At 52.2% G+C, this 19,302-nt stretch carries 16 protein-coding genes; 13 read left to right on the top strand and 3 right to left on the bottom strand.

Going from position 1 to position 19,302, the window contains the following annotated elements:
* Nucleotide 1 precedes the first annotated feature (1 nt).
* The 10 genes from BUB06_RS01925 to sodC all read left to right on the top strand — a co-directional run bounded on the left by BUB06_RS01925 (nucleotide 2) and on the right by sodC (nucleotide 13,089).
* Nucleotides 2-691 carry an expansin EXLX1 family cellulose-binding protein gene (locus tag BUB06_RS01925; RefSeq protein WP_010295991.1) on the top strand — a complete coding sequence of 230 codons (690 nt, stop codon included), beginning with the start codon at nucleotides 2-4 and terminating at the stop codon, nucleotides 689-691.
* Nucleotides 692-979: 288 nt separating this feature from the next.
* Entirely contained in the window at nucleotides 980-2,395 is a 1,416-nt protein-coding gene (locus BUB06_RS01930; protein ID WP_039473163.1) for an SrfA family protein, read from the top strand.
* A gap of 2 nt (nucleotides 2,396-2,397) precedes the next feature.
* Nucleotides 2,398-5,385, top strand: coding sequence for a virulence factor SrfB (locus BUB06_RS01935; RefSeq protein ID WP_010295986.1), 2,988 nt, complete (start codon nucleotides 2,398-2,400; stop codon nucleotides 5,383-5,385).
* Nucleotides 5,382-7,844: a putative virulence factor gene (locus BUB06_RS01940; RefSeq protein WP_039473166.1), complete on the top strand. Its 2,463-nt coding sequence runs from the start codon at nucleotides 5,382-5,384 to the stop codon at nucleotides 7,842-7,844. Before BUB06_RS01935 ends, BUB06_RS01940 begins: the two co-directional genes overlap by 4 nt.
* A gap of 255 nt (nucleotides 7,845-8,099) precedes the next feature.
* On the top strand, nucleotides 8,100-8,579 hold the full coding sequence (locus BUB06_RS01945) for a nuclear transport factor 2 family protein (RefSeq protein ID WP_010295980.1): 480 nt from the start codon (nucleotides 8,100-8,102) through the stop codon (nucleotides 8,577-8,579).
* A complete protein-coding gene (locus BUB06_RS01950) occupies nucleotides 8,576-9,292 on the top strand; it encodes an SDR family NAD(P)-dependent oxidoreductase (protein WP_039473170.1) in 717 nt (238 codons plus the stop codon). The genes BUB06_RS01945 and BUB06_RS01950 overlap by 4 nt, the downstream gene beginning before the upstream one ends.
* Before the next feature lie 5 nt (nucleotides 9,293-9,297).
* Nucleotides 9,298-10,566: an NAD(P)/FAD-dependent oxidoreductase gene (locus BUB06_RS01955; RefSeq protein WP_039473173.1), complete on the top strand. Its 1,269-nt coding sequence runs from the start codon at nucleotides 9,298-9,300 to the stop codon at nucleotides 10,564-10,566.
* On the top strand, nucleotides 10,559-11,284 hold the full coding sequence (locus BUB06_RS01960) for a DUF1365 domain-containing protein (RefSeq protein WP_039473176.1): 726 nt from the start codon (nucleotides 10,559-10,561) through the stop codon (nucleotides 11,282-11,284). The genes BUB06_RS01955 and BUB06_RS01960 overlap by 8 nt, the downstream gene beginning before the upstream one ends.
* A complete protein-coding gene (locus tag BUB06_RS01965) occupies nucleotides 11,281-12,510 on the top strand; it encodes an SAM-dependent methyltransferase (protein WP_039473179.1) in 1,230 nt (409 codons plus the stop codon). The genes BUB06_RS01960 and BUB06_RS01965 overlap by 4 nt, the downstream gene beginning before the upstream one ends.
* A 54-nt stretch (nucleotides 12,511-12,564) precedes the next feature.
* The gene (gene sodC, locus BUB06_RS01970; protein WP_010304678.1) at nucleotides 12,565-13,089 is read left to right on the top strand and encodes a superoxide dismutase family protein; all 525 of its coding nucleotides are present in this window, start codon (nucleotides 12,565-12,567) and stop codon (nucleotides 13,087-13,089) included.
* Between the two features lie 77 nt (nucleotides 13,090-13,166).
* Here the strand turns inward: sodC and BUB06_RS01975 are convergent, their stop codons facing one another.
* The 3 genes from BUB06_RS01975 to BUB06_RS01985 form a co-directional block, all read right to left on the bottom strand.
* Nucleotides 13,167-14,486: an ABC transporter substrate-binding protein gene (locus BUB06_RS01975; protein WP_039473183.1), complete on the bottom strand. Its 1,320-nt coding sequence runs from the start codon at nucleotides 14,484-14,486 to the stop codon at nucleotides 13,167-13,169.
* Between the two features lie 110 nt (nucleotides 14,487-14,596).
* Complete coding sequence (locus BUB06_RS01980) at nucleotides 14,597-15,892, bottom strand: Gfo/Idh/MocA family oxidoreductase (protein ID WP_039473185.1); 1,296 nt, start codon at nucleotides 15,890-15,892, stop codon at nucleotides 14,597-14,599.
* A 284-nt stretch (nucleotides 15,893-16,176) separates the two neighbouring features.
* On the bottom strand, nucleotides 16,177-16,461 hold the full coding sequence (locus BUB06_RS01985; protein ID WP_039473188.1) for a hypothetical protein: 285 nt from the start codon (nucleotides 16,459-16,461) through the stop codon (nucleotides 16,177-16,179).
* 88 nt (nucleotides 16,462-16,549) lie between these two features.
* Between BUB06_RS01985 and ogt the strand changes: the two genes are divergently transcribed.
* The 3 genes from ogt (at nucleotide 16,550) to uspE (ending at nucleotide 19,257) form a co-directional block, all read left to right on the top strand.
* Nucleotides 16,550-17,086, top strand: a complete 537-nt coding sequence (gene ogt, locus BUB06_RS01990; RefSeq protein ID WP_039473191.1) for a methylated-DNA--[protein]-cysteine S-methyltransferase — start codon at nucleotides 16,550-16,552, stop codon at nucleotides 17,084-17,086.
* A 282-nt stretch (nucleotides 17,087-17,368) separates the two neighbouring features.
* Nucleotides 17,369-18,115, top strand: coding sequence for a fumarate/nitrate reduction transcriptional regulator Fnr (gene fnr / locus BUB06_RS01995; RefSeq protein ID WP_010274971.1), 747 nt, complete (start codon nucleotides 17,369-17,371; stop codon nucleotides 18,113-18,115).
* A 191-nt stretch (nucleotides 18,116-18,306) separates the two neighbouring features.
* Nucleotides 18,307-19,257: a universal stress protein UspE gene (gene uspE / locus BUB06_RS02000; RefSeq protein ID WP_010304667.1), complete on the top strand. Its 951-nt coding sequence runs from the start codon at nucleotides 18,307-18,309 to the stop codon at nucleotides 19,255-19,257.
* Nucleotides 19,258-19,302: the final 45 nt, after the last annotated feature.

Raw genomic sequence — 19,302 nt, forward strand, 5'->3', positions numbered from 1 at the left:
CATGAATAAAATAACCTCATTAGCCTTGTCTGCACTATGCGTTATTCCCCTGATTAATACCGCCCACGCCCAGTGGGAACTGGACGACATCTGTTACGGCTACGCCACCGCAACGGGCTCTGGCTATCAGGGCGGTGCACTTTTACTGGACCCAATCCCGAAGAACATGGAGATCACGGCGTTAAACCGAAACCAGCTGGATTATCGTGGCGTGAAGGCGTCACTGGCTGGGGCCTATCTGAAAGTGAATGGGCCAAAAGGCAGTACGGTGGTTTATGTCACCGATCTCTATCCTGAAGGTGGCGATTGTGCCTTGGATTTATCGTTTAACGCCTTTGAGAAAATAGGCGATCTGCGGGATGGAAAAATTAATATCGACTGGACTCTGATCGAAGCGCCGGTAAATGGCAACGTTATTTATCGAATAAAGGAAGGTTCAAACCCTTATTGGGCTGCGGTGCAATTCAGGAACGTAAAATATCCCGTTATTGAGATGAAATATATGCGCAATAACCAATGGATTGCTGCACAGAAAACCGATTATAACCACTTTATTGTTGAGCACGTTGGAATGAACGATATTCCGATTGAATTTACCGACGTAAAAGGCAACGTCCTCAGTGATACACTGCCGCCGATGTCACAAAGCACCTCATCTGCTTACCTGATCACGGGTAACGTCCAGCTTTAATTCTCACTGCCTTGAGGGAGGCTGGCGTCGCGCAGCATCCCTCATTTCTGCAAATCATAGCTGAAAGAGAATGCCTCATTTTTGTCAGTGTTTTCATCATATTATCTGGACGTCATCTGCTGCACGTGAGTACACTTCTCGTTTCCCACTTTTTCTATTGCCCAAATATTTGTTAGTTTTATCACTTCTTTAAGCGTTTGATTCGCCATCATTCGCACTACAGTATACCCTGTCGCAGATTACACTCTATTTTCTGCTTTAGGCATCATTACAAAAGGTCTCTTTTGCGTGGCAAAATTATTTTTACGTAGTGGAAGTTTGGATGATTTTCTGGCGCTGGGTGAGAACGGCCAGCCAGTTTACGCATCAGCACTTCAATTGCGGGAAACGTTACGTCTCAGAAAACAGCAGCAGATTGCCGATTGTCTGGCGATTCCCCAACCCAACGAGCATGGCGACCGCATTGACTGGTATTCGCCAGTTGACGGTAAAGTCACCTCCTGGATTGCCGCGAGCGAAGAAGAACGAGAAAAGGCGCTGGCGTTACTGGAAACTTATCAAGCTGCGGTTGCCGACATCAGCCAGCGTGCGCAAAATGCAGAAAAAGCGGGGCAGAAACTCTTCGGTGTCCTGCTGGCAAAAGCGATACAGTTCCCTGGAGCGAACCACGTTTATCTGGTTGATGGCAAACCCGTCTTAACGTTCTGGGGCTTCGTCAATCTCGATAAGAAATCTCGGCTTGATGCATTGGACTGCCTGCGACCTGTCATCAAGGAAGCGGAACCGCTTTTTGTTGCACCCGCCCCCGTTGCAAGCGCACCCACACTGCCGTTGGTCGATCCCGTTCCCGAGCCGGAACCACAGCCTATCGTTCAGCCCGAACCTGTCGATTCAACACCTGCACCTGTTGCCGCTGCGGCAGCCGTGCCTGTTCGCCCACCGTTCTTCCGCCTGTGGTGGCTGCTACCTGCTGCCGCACTGTTAGCGATTTTGTCATTGCAAATACGTGGCTGCGTGTCAGGACAAGACGACAAGCCGACCTCCGATGTAGCCGCGACGGTCAAACCAGAAAAACGCGCCCTGCCTTCTTCTACGCCGGCTGAACCAGTGCCACAGCAAGAAAGCACGCCTGTTCCACCTGTCGCAGAAAAAGAGGTTGTGAAAACCGCTGAGCCATCAGTCGCTACGGCACCGGTTGCTGCTGCGCCTGTAGTAGACGCGGTAAAACCGGAAGCACCTGCGGTCACGGAACCAAAAGAGCCTGTTGCGCCGCCGGCTGAACCCGTTGCCGAGCCAGTGCCAGCGATTCCTGCGGGCAAAGATGATCTCGTCATGCCAGCCGACGCGGTGAAAATCGGTTCCATCAAATTCCTGAACGGCAACTGGCGCGTCATTGTTGATAGCAAAGCGCCGATTACCGGCAGGCCACCTAGCCTGCGCTACCAGATTCAAAATGGAAAAGGCACGGCACGCATAACTCATGGTGACGATGTCACGTGTCGCGCTAACGTTGAGGCAGGATTAATGAGCTCTGGCAATCTGATCATCAACAGTCGTTCCGGCGCCCGCTGCTCTGATAATTCTCGTTTCCAAATGCCGGAATTGGTCTGTAAACAAGGTGCCTCCGGCGCTGCGGCAGAGTGTATTGGTCGCTATGACGAAAACACCGTTTTCCCGATGACGATAAAGCGCGAGAGTAAATAATCATGCTGGCGACGATTACCGATTATAAACAACGCATTACGTTGATTCAGGACAGCGGAATTCAGTTTTTGGATTTTGCCTTAAAGCCGCAGTTTTCGGCTGAGCAGCCTAACCGCTATGTGCGTAAAAGTGCCAACGGCCCTCTGCTGCACCTGCTGTATGATGAACAGTCGGATAAATTCCTGCTGCCTTCTGCCACCGGGATGCCGCCGGAAGTAGTGAAGCCTGAGCTGAGCATTTCGCTTGAGCAATCGCTGAAGCTGCTGGAGAACATTTGGCTGCCGCTGCCCTTCTTCCGCTTTAATCCGCCGCGCACCTTCATGGGCGGGCCGGATAACTGGGCGCGGATGCAAATTCTTGCGTTGGATACACCCGATCAGGACGGCAATACGCACCGTATTTGTCTGGCGTTCGATACCAAAACCTACCCGGAAGGCCACGAGTACGAGTCGCTGGCACCTAATGCCAATGACATCAAAACCGGCGGGAGTTTCGCGCTGGCTTATCACAGCGACGAACTAGGTGAATTCCTTGATGAAACCTGGGTCGACGGATGGCTGCGCGAAGTCTTTGCTCAGCGGGTTAAAGCGCTGGAAAGCCGTGACAGCCACGATATAAAAGTGGCACTCAGAGGGTTTGAATATCAGGCACATTACCTGAATGTGTTGGATATGCTGGGCAACCAGCTCGAAATACCGGAAATTCGGATCAATACCAGCACGCTGCAGGAACCCGCTGTCAACGTTGACCTGATTTTAGACGTCGGTAACTCGCACACCTGCGGCATTTTAGTTGAGGACCATGCTGACGAAAGCAACGGCCTGAAACAGACCTATGAACTGCAGTTGCGCGATCTGAGTGAGCCACATTATCTGTATAACGAACTTTTCGAGAGCCGCGTTGAGTTTTCACAGGCGAAGTTCGGTAAAGACAATTTCTCCGTAGAAAGCGGTCGTGATGACGCGTTCATCTGGCCGTCAATCACCCGCGTCGGGCGCGAAGCCAGCCACATGGCGCTGCTGCGTCAGGGAACGGAAGGATCGAGCGGTATTTCCAGCCCGCGCCGCTACCTGTGGGATGAAGAAAGCTATGCGCCAGGCTGGCGTTTCAGCCAGACGGATGCCCATTCGCAAACCGAACCGCTAGCGACAGCCATGCCGTTGACCATCATGCTGAATGATGAAGGTCAGCCGCTCTACAACCAGCCGCTGGAAGAGCGTTTACCGGTGTTTTCACCGCACTACAGCCGCAGTTCGATCATGACCTTCATGCTCTCTGAGCTGCTGGCCCAGGCGCTCATGCAAATGAACAGCGCCGCTCAGCGCTTGAAGATGATCCACAGCAGCGCGCCACGCCAGTTGCGAAATATCATTCTGACCCTGCCTTCCGCAATGCCGAAACCCGAGCGTGAAATTTTCCGCCGCCGGATGCATGAAGCGATCGCGCTGGTCTGGAAAGCGATGGACTGGCACCCGATGGATGAGGATTTCACCACGCCAGCCGACAAGCAACTGAGTCGGGTTCCGGTGCCTGACGTGCAAATCGAATGGGATGAAGCCACATGCGGGCAGATGGTTTACCTGTATAACGAAGCGCAGGTGAACTTTGGCGGTCGTGCGGAAGATTTTTTCGCCAGCATGGCACGCCCCGATAAAGAGCTCGATGAAGGCGAACCGGCGGGTAAAACGCTGCGCATTGCCTCAATCGACATCGGTGGCGGCACCACCGACCTCGCCATTACTCAATATCTGCTTGATGACGGCGTCGGCAACAACGTTAAAATCATTCCCCGCCTGCTGTTCCGTGAAGGCTTTAAGGTCGCGGGCGACGATATCTTGCTGGATGTGATTCAGCTTTACATCCTCCCCGCGCTACAGGCCGCGCTGAAAACCGCCGGAATGGCCAGCCCGGATGCGCTGATGGCGAAGCTGTTCGGCAATGAAGGCCGTATGGACGCACAGCTCACGCTGCGTCAGCAGGTCACGCTACAGGTCTTCATCCCAATTGGTCGCGCGATTCTGGAAGCCTATGAGCGCTTTGATCCGCTGGACACCAGCGCCGAGATCGAATCGACCTTCGGCGAATTGCTGGAACAGGCACCAACGGAAAAAGTGCTGGAATACATCAATACGGAAGTGCAGCGCGAGCTACCGGTCAGCGACAAGGTCTTCGATATTTTGCAAGTGCCGCTGATTCTCAAACTGAGCAAGCTGCACGGCGAATTCCTGTCTAACAAGATGAACATCACGCAGAATCTGCGCCTGATGTCTGAGGTGGTGTCGCTGTATTCGTGCGATGTGCTGCTGCTGACCGGTCGCCCTTCGCGCTTCCCAGGAATTCAGGCGCTGTTCCGCCACCTGCAGCCGCTGCCGATTAACCGCATGCTGTCGCTCGATGGCTATCACACCAACGACTGGTATCCGTTTAACAAACGCGGACGCATCGATAACCCGAAATCCACCGCCGCCGTCGGCGCGATGCTGTGCCTGCTGGCGCTCGATCTGCGCCTGCCGGGCTTTTACTTTAAGGTTGGTGATTTCCAGCCTTATTCTACGGTGCGCTACCTCGGCATGATGGACAGTAGCAACGCGCTGACGCTGGATAACGTTTACTACAGCGATATCGATCTGGATGCGCCGGATTTCGAGCTTGATCCGAAACTCAGTTTCCAGGTGCGTGGCTCACTCTGCCTTGGCTTCCGCCAGTTGGACAACGAGCGCTGGCCTGCGTCCTCACTCTATATGCTCTCAATCGTCGATCAGGATTTGGCGCGTAAGGTCGTCGGCGACAGTAAGCTGCGTGTCCGACTGGCCGTAACGAAAAGTGACGATCAAGACAGCCCCGAACGCTTTGAGATTGCCGATGCGGTGCTGGAAGACGGCACCCGCGTTCCACCACAGCATTTACGACTCAAATTGAACACATTATCCGCTAACGGCTCAGGTGCGACCCATTATTGGATCGATAGTGGGAGTGTATTTAAAAAATGAAACGATTAACGTCCAAACAGCTCTCTACCCGACTTCACGGCCAGCTACAGGCCGTCGCGCAAGGTGTTGAACAGGCCATCGACTGGGTTGAAAGTACCCGCCAGAACGCCCCGCGTCTGGATATCGAAGCCGACCGTCTGATCGTCAAACTGCGCCGTAATCACAATAAAGCGCAGCACCTGTCCGACGTGGCGCAGAAAGAGATCGCCATCGGCTTTTTTGGCCTGTCTCAGGCGGGGAAATCCTATCTGATCGCATCGCTGGCCGGGGGCGAAAACGGCAAGCTGGAAACCGCTTTTGAAGGGCAACAGCTGGATTTTATCGATCACATTAATCCGTCCGATCGCGCAACCGCGCTCGTCACGCGCTTTAGCCGGCAGTCGGGCGTGAAGAACAAATCGTTCCCCGTTCAGCTGCAACTGCTCAGCGAACTGGATATCGGCAAGATCATGGCCAACGCGTTTTTAAACGATCTCAATCAAGAGACCACGTTTGAAGAGTTGGACGAGCGCCATATTGCTGAACACATTAAAACGCTGTTGATGCACCGTCAGCCAGAACCCGTTGAAGGGATGAGCCGCGATGAAGTCGTCGAACTCTGGGACTATCTCGCGCGTCACGATGTTAAACGGCAAAAACAGCTGGAAGCCCATTTCTGGCCGGTGGCGATTGAATTAGCGCCTTACCTCACGGTTGACGATCGCGCCCAGCTCTTCTCTGTACTGTGGGGCGAGTTGAATTCGCTGACCACCGCCTATCGCCATTTCAGCCACACGCTGCAACACCTGTCCGGTACACGCAAGCTGTTAGCACCGCTGCGGATTCTGGTGGATGATGAGTTAAATCCGGCAGACGGTCTGATCGACGGTTCTGCGCTGGAACACTTGCACAGTGCCGACGATCCCGGCGTGCTGGTGCGACCGGTTCAGAATGGCCGCGCGGGGAAAACGACGGAGCTTTCGCTGGCTGAGTTAACGATGCTGACGGCGGAGTTGCTTATCCCGCTGCATTTGCCGCCTAAAGAAGCGCTGTTCGAGCAGGTTGATGTGCTGGATTTCCCCGGTTTTGGTGAGATCCGCGAGACGCGGGACGAGCCACCAGCAAGACAGCAAAGCACGCAGCATCCACTGGCGCACACGCTATTGCGGGCGAAACGCGCCTATCTGCTGGAGCGCTATACCGATAATCAGGAAATGAACGTACTGATGGTATGCAGCGCAGCAGGCAACCGCGCCGACGTTAAAGTGGTCGGCAAGGCGCTGGATCATTGGGTTAAACAGACGCAAGGCGAAAACGCACAGGTTCGTAGTCACCGTAAACCGGGGCTGATTTGGGCGGTCACTCGCCACGATCGCCGTATTACGCACGGGCAAAACTATGATGCCGCGGTACAGCGCTATGTCGGTAATCCGGGCGACGCCTGGGGAACGATGCTGGCGATGGATAAACGTGGCGTAGCGCGAATGGCAACGTGGCTGGGCGCGGAAGTCCACCGGGATGTCAAGCTGGGGCGCATCAGCGAACAGCTTAGCGAACTCCAACGTGAACTCAGCGATAACCTGCTGGGTAACTGGTATCTGCCCGTTGATGTTGACGATCCGGCAGAAAAACAGCGTATCGCAGAGACCTTGCTCAAATCGCTCCAGACCCGCACCGGCGTGCACGGTGAACTGCTGGAACGGCTGCTGCCTTCGCGTGATGAGCTGCGCCGTTTATATCTGCAACAGAAAGGGGCAAGCTATGGCGGTTTCCACGCCGATGCCGAAGACCTTTCTGCCCCGTCGGTCAATAGCGATCCGTTTGGCGTCGGGATCGAAATCGATCTGTTTGCCGATGAACCGATCGCGCTCGATCAGCCTGCGCCGCCGATTTTGACCATCGACCACGGCTATGAGGCTGATTACGCGCATGGCGTTTATCGTTACTGGATTAACTATCTACGTGGCCTGCCGGAAAATGCCCCGCTTCTCGATTTGCTGAATGTGCCTAAATCGACGATCGAAATGCTGGTCGAAGAATTGATTACCGGCAGCATCCGTTTGCGGATCGAAGAGGCGCTGGTCGATATGTTGGTCGACGGTGAGCAGTTGGGGATCAACCGTGAGAATAAAGCCGACCGTCAGGTTTCACGCGTGCTGACTATTCTCGGTGACTTCGTTGCCTGGCTCGGTTTCCAGCAGCTTGATGAATCCCTGCGCCCTGCAAGCCGTATTAATCGCGGTCATAAGATTTTCGCCAAGCCGGAAAAACAGGCGGTCAGCTTTGGGGCTTCACAGCGCTTAACCAAGCTATCGCTGACGCCGACCAATAATACGGCATTTTATATCTATGACTGGCTGGTTGGTCTAAATGAGATGATTATTCAGAATGCGGGCTATTCCGCTGCACGCGAAGTCAGTGATGAGCAGCGTGAACAGCTGGGCACGATTCTGACGTTGATTAAACCGGCTGAGAAATAACATTCAGTCTACCGCTGTCGATCCAGGAAACATGGCGTGACGTTGTCACTAAATTTTGCGCCATGTTTTCTTTTTTCTGTCATATCTTCCCTCCATATGTGTTTATCACCTCTTATCGTTCTGAAAAATCTTATTGACGAACGGTGGATTCAATCTATACCTAAGTTGATATCTTTCAATTAATAAGCGTTGACGTTCCTCTATCTGTTAGCCATTTCCACCGCGTGGACGTGGGTGACCTTAACAGGAGTGGTTATGACGATAGAAAAAGCGCGCGAGGAAGACGGCATCTCGGTAGAAAATGGTGAGCATGAACCTATTCTGCTGAAAATAAGGGCATTTTATCGAGAACTGACAGCCGAAAGATTAACGGAGCTGGGTGATATCTATCATCAGGATATTCACTTTATCGACCCCGTTTCCAGCCATCATGGGTTGAATGCTTTGCATCGCTACTTTTCTCATTCACTCGACAACCTGAGCTATTGTCAGTTCGAGATCGCCGATATCCATACCTTCCGCGGCGGTGCGACAATGTTCTGGACGATGCACTACGCGCATCCGTCGTTAAAGCGCAACGCGCCGCTGACATTAGCGGGCTGTAGCCACCTGCTCTTCGCCGACAACAAAGTGATCTACCACCGTGACTATTACGATATGGGCGAAATGCTTTATCAGCATATTCCCCTGCTGGGTTCGTTCATCAGCCACCTGAAGTCGAGACTTAAGACATGAAACGCGTGTTGATTACCGGGGCGAGTTCTGGAATCGGCCAGCAATTGGCGCTGGATTATGCCAAAGGCGGCTGGGACGTCCTCGCCTGCGGGCGCGATGAACAACGACTTAACGCATTAACTGCCACCTTCCCAACCATTCGCACGATAGCATTTGATATGACGAATCTGGCGGATACGCAGCAGGTACTGGACGGCGTCACGGTCGATCTGGTGATTCTCAGTGCGGGAACCTGTGAGTATCTGGATAACGGCGTCGTTGAAGCGGAAAAAGTCAGTCGGGTGCTGACAACCAACGTGCTAGGCCCGGTGAATTGCCTGTCGGTGCTATTGCCACAGCTTGCCAACGGTAGCCATCTGGCGCTGGTTGGCTCGACCGCCAGCCTCGTTGCGCTGCCAAGAGCAGAGGCCTATGGCGCGTCAAAGGCAGCGCTGGCCTACTTCGCCCGCAGCCTGTCGCTGGATTTGCAGGCTCGCAATATCACCGTGTCGCTGATCTTGCCAGGTTTTGTCGATACCCCGTTGACCGCACGTAATGACTTCCCAATGCCGATGCTGATTTCCGTGTCCCACGCCTCGGAAGCTATTCGACGTGGTCTGGCAAAGAAAAAACGTGAGATCGCTTTTCCTCTGCGCTTTGCGTTGTTGCTCAACGCGATTTCAGTGCTCCCACAGTCATGGCAACGTCTGCTCGCCAGCCGGTTAGTAAGGTAAACAGTATGAAGATTGCCATTATTGGTAGCGGTATTTCCGGCTTAACCTGCGCACTCAGATTATCCGATCGCTTTCAGGTGACGGTATTTGAAGCGAACGATTATCTGGGTGGTCACACCGCAACGGTTGATGTCGTTCAGGATGGCGTCCCCTACGCCATCGATACGGGATTTATTGTCTACAACGAGCGGACCTATCCCCATTTTATTGCGCTGCTGGATGAGCTGGGGTTAACCGGTCAGCCGACAGAAATGAGCTTTTCGGTCAGTAATCCGGTTTCCGGTCTGGAATATAACGGCCATACGTTAAACACACTATTCGCCCAGCGCGGCAACCTGATCCGCCCCAGTTTCTATCGTTTCGTTGCGGAGATTGTGCGCTTTAACCGCGTCTGCAAGCGGTATCTTGCCAACGGCGATTATCAGGGGCTGACGCTAAGTCATTTGTTGCAGCAGGAAAAATTCTCGCCGTTCTTTGCCCAGCACTATCTTTTGCCTATGGGGGCGGCGATCTGGTCGTCGTCGCTTGAGGATATGCGGCACTTTCCGCTGTCGCTTTTCCTGACCTTCTTCAACCACCACGGGTTACTGGATTTGGTCAATCGCCCACAGTGGATGGTGGTTCCCGGTGGTTCACGGGAGTATGTACGGCGACTCTCAGAGCGTATCCGCGATCGGGCGACGATCCACGTCCAGACGCCCGTCAGTCAGGTCACGCGTGATGATGCAGGTGTTAGGGTGCATACCGCTGGGCAGGCGTACCGGTTCGATCAGGTGATTTTCGCCTGCCATTCAGATCAGGCGCTGGCGCTGCTGGCAACGAGTACGCCCGATGAGCAGCGAATCCTCGGCGGCATGCACTATCAGCCGAACCACGTGATTTTACATACCGATACCCGGCTTCTGCCTCATAACCCGCGAGCATGGGCAAGTTGGAATTACCGTCTGCCGGTCGATCAGGCGTTTAGCCGCGCACGGGCCTCTGTGACCTATAACATGAACATTCTGCAAGGTATTCGCTCATCCACCACTTTCTGTGTCTCGCTGAACCCTCAGCAGGATATCGATCCGAATAAAATACTGCACCACGCGATTTATCATCACCCAGTGTTTACTCAACAGACAACAGAGTACCAACAGCAGCGCGACCGGATTAATGGGCACAACCGCAGCTGGTTTTGTGGTGCCTATTGGTACAACGGTTTTCATGAAGACGGCGTCAGAAGCGCGCTGGATGTCGTCAACCTCCTCCATCAGAGTGTGCAAGATGAATAGCGCCTTGTATGTTGGCAAGGTTCGCCATCGACGCTTCACGCCCGTTACACATCGTTTCGACTATGCGTTATTCATGACGTTAATCGATTTAGATGAGATCCCCGCCTTGCCGCATGCGGGGATTGCGCTAGAGCGCTTTTCCCCTGCGTCATTTTGTCGCGGTGATTACCTCGGTGGCGGCGATATCAAAACCAAAGCGCAGGATCGGATTGCAGAACTGACTGGGGAACGCCTCACGGGGAAAGTACTACTGCTGTGCCAGCTACGCTATCTCGGCTGCTATTTCAACCCGGTCAATTTCTATTATTTGTACGATGAGCATAACGAACTACGCTGGTTATTGGCAGAAGTGCGTAATACGCCTTGGAACGAACGTCATACCTATGCCGTCGTCCCCGATGGTTCTACGCCTGTTTCCAAAGCGTTTCATGTGTCGCCTTTTAACCCGATGGACATGGTGTATCACTGGCGACTCACGCCGCCCGATGCGCGTCTGCGGATTCACATCGAGAATCACAGACAAGGGCGCGAGTTTGACGCGACGCTGGTGCTGCATCGTCAGCCGCTCACTCGTGCCGCCCTGCGCGCCCAGCTTTGGTCTCTGCCGTTAATGACGATGAAAACCGCCTGCACCATATATTGGCAGGCTTTGAAACTGTGGATTAAACGCTCACCCGTTTATCCTCATCCGCAGTCTGAAAAGAAGGACAACCCATGAGTTCAACGGAAACACAGCTGGTGCGTCACCCGAGCAATACCGCTCGCTATACTCGAGCCAGAAAAGTGGTCTTTCTTCTGCTTAGTCGAATAGATGGCGGAGGGTTGCGCCTTCGCGAACCAGAAGGCAATGAAATGTTATTCGGGGATCGGCACGCGACGCTGCAAGGTGAAATCACGATACATAACCACCGTGTTTACCGCCGTGTACTGCTCGGTGGAAGTATCGCTGCCGGCGAAAGCTATATCGATGGTGATTGGAGCTCAACCAACCTCACGCTCGTTCTCCAACTTTTGGCGCAAAATCAGGCGCTAATCGATACGCTTGAAACGCGCTTTGGCTGGCTGACGGGGCCATTTCATCGTTTCATCCACTGGTGCCGTCGTAATCGCCCGCAGCAGGCACAGAAAAATATCGCCGCCCATTACGATCTGGGCAACCATTTTTACCGCAGCTTTCTCGATAGCGAAATGCTCTACTCCAGCGCCTGGTATCAGCAACCCGAAATGACGCTGGAAGACGCTCAGCGCGCCAAGCTGCGTCGCCTCTGCGAACAGTTGGCACTCTGTGAAACGGATCATTTACTGGAAATTGGCACCGGCTGGGGAGGATTAGCCGAACTGGCCGCACGTGAATATGGCTGTCACGTCACCACAACCACGTTGTCACAACAGCAGTATGACTATGCGGTTGAGCGCATTCAGCAAGCAGGCCTTAGCCATAAAGTGACAGTGCTGTTACAGGATTACCGCGCGTTGACCGGCCAGTATGACAAGCTGGTGTCGGTCGAAATGATCGAAGCGGTCGGAAAAGCCTATTTACCCACCTTCTTCAAACGCTGCCAGCAATTGCTGCGTCCACAAGGCCGTATGGTGCTTCAGGCGATCACAATTGCCGACCAGCGCTACAGCCATTACAGTCGTAATGTCGATTTTATCCAACGCTACATTTTTCCCGGCGGTTTTCTGCCCTCAATTACCGCGATGACGACCACCATGACGCGGCATACCGATTTTATCACCCGCGATCTGTTTGATATCGGTCAGGACTATGCCCGCACCCTCAGCGAATGGCGGCAGCGCTTTTATCAGCAGTGGCATATGCTGAATGCTCAGGGCTTTGATGAACCTTTCCAGCGCCTGTGGGTGTTTTACCTTTGCTATTGTGAAGCGGGCTTTCGCGCACGCACCATCAGCACGGTACAGCTCACCGCAGAAAGGCCATGAGCAAAAAGCATCGCGACTGAACCTTTACACTCAACCCCTAAGAGGCAAAAGACAATGAAACTGAAGGCACTTATCCTGACAGGCGTGTTCTTTTCCTGTTCCACCTTCGCGGCAAGCACCACGGTGACGCTGAATGAAGCGCTGCCAACGGGCACGGGTGGAAGTATCGGTGAGGTATCCATTACGGAAACGCCGTACGGCCTGCTTTTCACGCCGAGCCTGAAAGGACTGAAAGCGGGTATTCACGGGTTCCACGTGCATGAAAATGCCAGCTGTGAACCTGCCGAACAAGACGGCAAACCGGTTCCCGCCCTGGCGGCAGGCGGCCACCTCGATCCGAAAAAAACCGGTAAACACCTTGGCCCTTATAACGATCAGGGGCATTTGGGCGACCTGCCCGGTCTGGTCGTGAATGCGGACGGCACGTCCACTTATCCACTGTTGGCTCCACGGATAAAATCGCTGTCAGAAGTGAAAAATCATGCGTTGATGGTTCACGTCGACGGGGATAACTATGCTGACACACCCGCAAAACTGGGCGGTGGCGGAGCAAGGATGGCGTGCGGAGTGATTGATTAAGTAGGCGTAACGTTCGAGACGTGTGATGCCATATCGTTTGCGACATGGCATCACACATTAACAATTAACAACAGTGGTTAGCGGATAGCACGTTTTAATATACGGTTAGCGCTGTTCAGGAAATCATCGGCAACCTTATTCACCTCTCCATTACCGTAATCCAGTTTTTGCAGACTGCTTGTCCACAGCTGAACCAACTCCTGATTTTCCATAAACGGTGAAACAGGCACCTTAGACGCAGGTTGCTCCGCGGCCGCCCGATAGGCATTCGCTAACAGATTACCGGGGTTAATCACGCCGATCTCTTCCAGCAATTTTTGCGCTTTCGGGTTAGCAGGCATCCCGTTTTGCAATCCTAATGCCTTCACGCCCTCCGGGTTACTCAGCATGAAACTCATCAACATCGCCGCTTCCTTAGGATGCTTGCTGTTCTTGCTGATGGCGAACAGCGAAGACGGCTTGGTGGTCAGCCCAGAATCTTTAGCATTGGGCATGGTGAGGAACGGCCCCGTTTCCAACACGGCATCCTTTGGCATATTGCTAGAGTAGGTATAGATGGCCGAATCCCATAAATACATCCCGGCTAATTCACCGTTAATCCAGGGGCGAATCTCATAGACGTTGGTCCGGCCGAATGAGGAGAAATAGCGCTGATCGGGTATCACATGGGAATCAACCAGTTTTTTATAAAAGCCGAAGAGTTCCCGTACCTGATCGCGGCTATAGGCAATGCTCTGCTTCTTCTCATCGATCATATCAATGCCGTACTTCTGTGCCATGTAGCTACGGCCGAGCGTCAGAATATCCAGCACATCGCTTGAACCTTGAGCAACGCCAAGCGGGTAATAATTGTCGCCCAGTTTTTGTTTAAACACCGGACCGGCGGCAAACAGCTCATCCCAGGTTTGCGGATAGGCGACGCCTGCTTTATCCCAGGTCGTTTTGTTGTAAATCATGCTACGGGACGTCATCGAAATCGGGAGACCTTGCAGCTTCCCTTTTACGTCCGCCGTTTTCAGGGCATTAGGCGGAAAATCGCCCAGCCCCAGAATGTCTTTTTGCTTGTTCAAATCATAGAAGCCGTCGCCGTTGCGGGAAAACTGCGGCAGCCAGTTCCAGTCGATACGAATGACATCAGGCTCTTGTCCCCCGGCCATCTGGGTTGACAAGCGGGAAAGGTAGCCATCCCAGCCAGCATATTCGGCTTTGACGGTAATCGTCGGATTCGCTTTTTGGAACGCGTTAATAGCAGCGAGTGTCGCCTCATGCCGCTGATTGCCACCCCACCAGGAGATACGGATCTCGGCGGCATCAGCAGAGTGAGAGAATGCCGCGCCCACGGGAAGCGCAGCACAGAGCAGGAGTAGGTGAGATAATTTGTTCCGTGTTTTCGCCATAATAGAACCCTTATAATAGTATTCGGAGGTTTCCACCTGCTGCCCTTTTAGGGGCAAACAGGTACTACGGATGCGGAAGCATTTACTGCCTGAAATGGCAGGTACTCTGATTAATTCCCTCTTTTCAGGTTAACGGCCAGTTCGCTTATTTTCACTGGCAGTTCGGTGCGTAATGATCGATTGGCAGCGATGCCAGTTAAAATAGACATTGCCCCATCACGATAATCTGCTGCGCGATGTAATGGATCGGGTTCCGGTGTACCAAACAGATCGTTTAACATGACCTGATCGCCGCCGCCGTGTCCGCCCGCTTTAAATTCAACCGGTACGACATAAGGCTCGTCGAACATCGGATAGATCTTTATTTCACATTCATTCAGCGCACCTTCATCCTCTTTTTGTCCGCCTCCGTTTACATAAGATTTCTCTACCAGTTTCATTTCCAACCGGCCCTTACTGCCATTAAACACCACGTTCAGCCCTTCCCAGGGTAAATAGGCGTTTAATGAGTATGTCATGATGGCTTTACTCTTATAGCGCACCATCACACCCAGTACATCTTCAATATTAATACCGTCATCGAACACGCTTTTATCGCGGTAATAGCCGTCTTCATGTTCGGCGTCTAAATATAAGGCGGTGAGCTGTTCGCTTTGATTCATATGCAACGCAAACGGATCGTTTTCTGCCGCCGCGCTATTATGTGACCGGGAATAAAATTCTGTGACACCCCGTGCTTCGGCATTCGCTTTACCGTAAAAACGTAAATCGCCCTGCGCATAGACCGTTTCCGGTTCGCTATTCAGCCAGAAATTCACCAGATCAAAATGGTGCGTGGATTTGTGTACCAACAGCCCGCCGCTATTACGTTTATCACGGTGCCAGCGACGGAAATAATCCGCCCCGTGCTCAGTATTCAACAGCCACTCAAAATGAACGGAATAAACTTCACCAATCAGCCCAGCGGCAATTAATTCGCGGATTTTGCTGTGATGCGGCGCGTAGCGGTAATTAAAGGTCACGCGTAATTTACGCCCGGTACGATTAATCGCATCAATAATCGCCTGACATTTTTCTTCATCAATCGTCATCGGTTTTTCACTGATGGCATCACAGCCTAATTCCATTGCCCGAATAATATAGTGATGATGCGTCCGATCCAGAGACGTCACAATAACCACATCCGGCTTGGTTTCCGCGATCATCTTCTCGAACTGTTCGGCACGATACGTCGGCACATTATCGTGTCCATATTTATGGACAATCTGGTTGGCATAATTCATTCGCGTCTGGTTTGTATCGCAAAAAGCCACAAACTGCCCCTGATCCTGATAATCCCTGGCGATCGATTCCAGATAAAGGCCCGCGCGGCCTCCCGTTCCCACTACGGCATATTTTTTTTTCATTCTGCGCATTTCCTCCAAATAACGTAGGACACATAGCTATTCGTACATAAAAACAGGACGCTAAAACGTTCACCGGATTAGCTGGCACATATCGATTAAGGGGCGGGTAGAGTGATTTTCATTATGACAAGCCATACCCACACGCTTATGCCTTTGCCATAAAAAAATAGAGCATCCCAACATCGTTCACCTTCATATTATTGCCATGTGATGGTGTTATCTGGCAGTAGGATGAAGATTGGCATGCTCCAGTTCTCATAAATACAAATTGAGCATTTATCATATTAATTATTGATTTTATTGGTAATGTTAGATGAGTCAAATCCCCATGCCTCACGTTGGATGTGCATTGCCTCTCTTAAGTGTTCGTACGTCAACGGGATTCGTTCTAACGCGGTGCCAATCGCCGCATTCAAATCCATCGATGGTGAAGAACGGATGAAGAACGATAGCTTCCCACTCAAATCTCCCCTTCTATCTTGGCAGGCTAAGAATATGTCGGGGCTACGCCGGGTGACGATCGTGATGGTTTTCTCTTTTTTCACCTCACCGCGTGACATATCTCGCATTTTATTTTCAATCCGTCTGAGGATGCCGGATAATCGGCACGTCACTCACGAGAGAAGCAAGAAAGCGATAAGCGCGTAAGGAATCACTATGCAGACTTTTTTTCAGGACACCATGGCAACTCCGCTCGGGGAGTTATTGATTATTGCGGATGAAAATAATCATTTGCGTGCCGTCGAGTGGCGCGAGTATGAAGACGATTTATTTCGCTCACTCAATCGCAGTTATCGAAATGATCCCTTTTCGTTACAATCGCGTCATAATCCCGGTGGTCTGACAGACAGCCTGCAACGCTATTTTGATGGTGAATTAGCGATTATTGATACGCTGCCCGTTGCTTCCGTAGGGACCGAATTTCAACAGCAGGTTTGGCGGGAATTACGTCGAATCCCCTGTGGAGAAATTACCACATACGGCGAACTTGCAACACTACTGGGACGCCCTGGCGCAGCGCGTGCGGTCGGCATGGCAAACGGCTCCAACCCTGTCAGCATCGTGGTTCCCTGCCATCGCGTCATCGGTACTGGCGGTGCGCTGACGGGCTATGCGGGTGGCATTCACCGTAAGCAGTGGCTGCTCGCTCACGAAGGTTATTTACCTAAACAGCTCTTTACTTCAACAGAATAGTTTACCGTTATAATTTTTACGCTTCGCGGCACACGAAATTTCCCTCCGAATTGCTTATCATCGTAAGCGATTCGGATTAATCAACGTGTTAACCGTTCAGTAACGTAATGGACGAAAATATTATCTCCGCACAGGTCTTATATATCGAAATATTTCCCAGAAAAATCGAAAAATTATAGTTAGTTCACTATTTATTGGTCTATTCCGGTGATTACCGGTCTTATCAGAGCCGATAAAAGCTGTTAAAATTGACCAATATCAATTATTGCCTGAGCAAAGCCTATGATCCCGGAAAAGCGAATTATCCGACGCATCCAGTCTGGCGGTTGTGCAATCCACTGTCAGGATTGCAGTATCAGTCAGCTATGCATCCCTTTCACCCTGAATGAACACGAGCTCGATCAGCTCGACAACATCATTGAAAGGAAGAAGCCTATCCAGAAGGGGCAGGCGCTGTTTAAGGCTGGCGATGAACTGAGATCGTTGTACGCCATCCGCTCCGGTACGATAAAAAGCTATACCATCACGGAGCAAGGCGACGAGCAGATCACCGGTTTTCATCTGGCGGGTGACTTGGTGGGCTTTGATGCTATCGGTACGGCCCAACATCCGAGCTTCGCGCAGGCGCTGGAAACGTCAATGGTCTGCGAAATTCCTTTCGAGACGCTGGACGACCTCTCAGGGAAAATGCCTAACCTGCGTCAGCAGATGATGCGCCTGATGAGCGGTGAAATCCGTGGCGATCAGGACATGATTCTGCTGCTGTCGAAAAAGAACGCTGAGGAGCGTCTGGCGGCGTTTGTCTACAACCTCTCCCGCCGTTTCGCTCAGCGTGGTTTCTCACCGCGTGAGTTCCGTTTGACCATGACGCGTGGTGATATCGGCAACTATCTGGGGCTGACCGTTGAAACCATCAGCCGTCTGCTGGGGCGTTTCCAGAAAAGCGGTACGCTGGCGGTAAAAGGAAAATACATCACGATCGAGAATCTTGATGCGCTTTCCGAATTAGCAGGTTCTTCACGCAAATAATATTTCCAGCCTAACTATTTGACGTTGCCACTTTTTTTACTGTGGCAGCGTCAACGCTCTTCCCCGCTTTTCAGCACCTTCCGTGATATTTCCTATTTTGTTATTCTGCGGCTTATCTCTGTTGTCCAAAACGATCCCATTGCGGTACTCTTGAAAGACAGGCTGTGGAGTAACAGCTGTTTGGAGGAGCTATGGCAAAGTATCAGAACTTACTGGTAGCTATTGACCCAAATCAGGATGACCAACCAGCGCTGCGTCGGGCGGTTTACCTGGTTCAGCGACTTGGCGGCCGTATCAAGGCATTTCTGCCGATTTATGATTTCTCTTATGAAATGACCACCCTGCTTTCTCCCGATGAACGGGTGGAAATGCGTCAGGGCGTTATTCAGCAACGGACTGAGTGGATTGCGGAACAGTGCAAATACTACCTTGAAGCGGGCATTTCGATAGAAATCAAAGTGGTGTGGCACAATAAACCCTTTGAGGCCATCATTCGGGAAGTGATTTCCGGGCAACACGACCTGTTGTTGAAAATGGCGCACCAACACGATCGGCTGGAAGCCGTTATCTTTACGCCAACCGACTGGCAACTCCTGCGCAAGTGCCCTTGCCCCGTGTGGATGGTAAAAGATCAGCCTTGGCCAGTCGAAGGCCGTGCGCTAGTTGCCGTCAATTTGGCCAGCGAAGACCCGTATCACGATCCGCTCAATATCAAACTGGTATCGGAAACGATAGAACTGGCGCAGCATGTTGACCAAACCGAAGTCCATCTGGTCGGTGCTTACCCGGTTACCCCCATCAATATCGCCATTGAACTGCCTGATTTCGATCCCAGCGTCTACAACGATGCGATTCGAGGCCAGCACCTTATCGCCATGAAATCCTTACGGCAGAAGTTCAGTCTGGATGAACGCGTGACGCACGTAGAAAAAGGGCTGCCAGAGGAAGTCATTCCCGATCTGGCGGAACATTTGCAGGCGGGCGTAGTGGTGTTAGGGTCGCTGGGTAGAACCGGCCTTTCCGCTGCTTTTATTGGCAACACCGTCGAGCATGTTATCGATCACTTGAAGTGCGATTTACTTGCGATCAAACCCGATGATTTCGTGTCACCGATTACGTTAGAAGACGGTGATAACAGCTAATTGCTCGTTTCATCTCGCTCAACATCAAATAATGCCAGCCTCCGT

Origin of the sequence: Pectobacterium carotovorum (assembly GCF_900129615.1) — a bacterium.
In the GTDB taxonomy this organism is placed as follows: domain Bacteria; phylum Pseudomonadota; class Gammaproteobacteria; order Enterobacterales; family Enterobacteriaceae; genus Pectobacterium; species Pectobacterium carotovorum.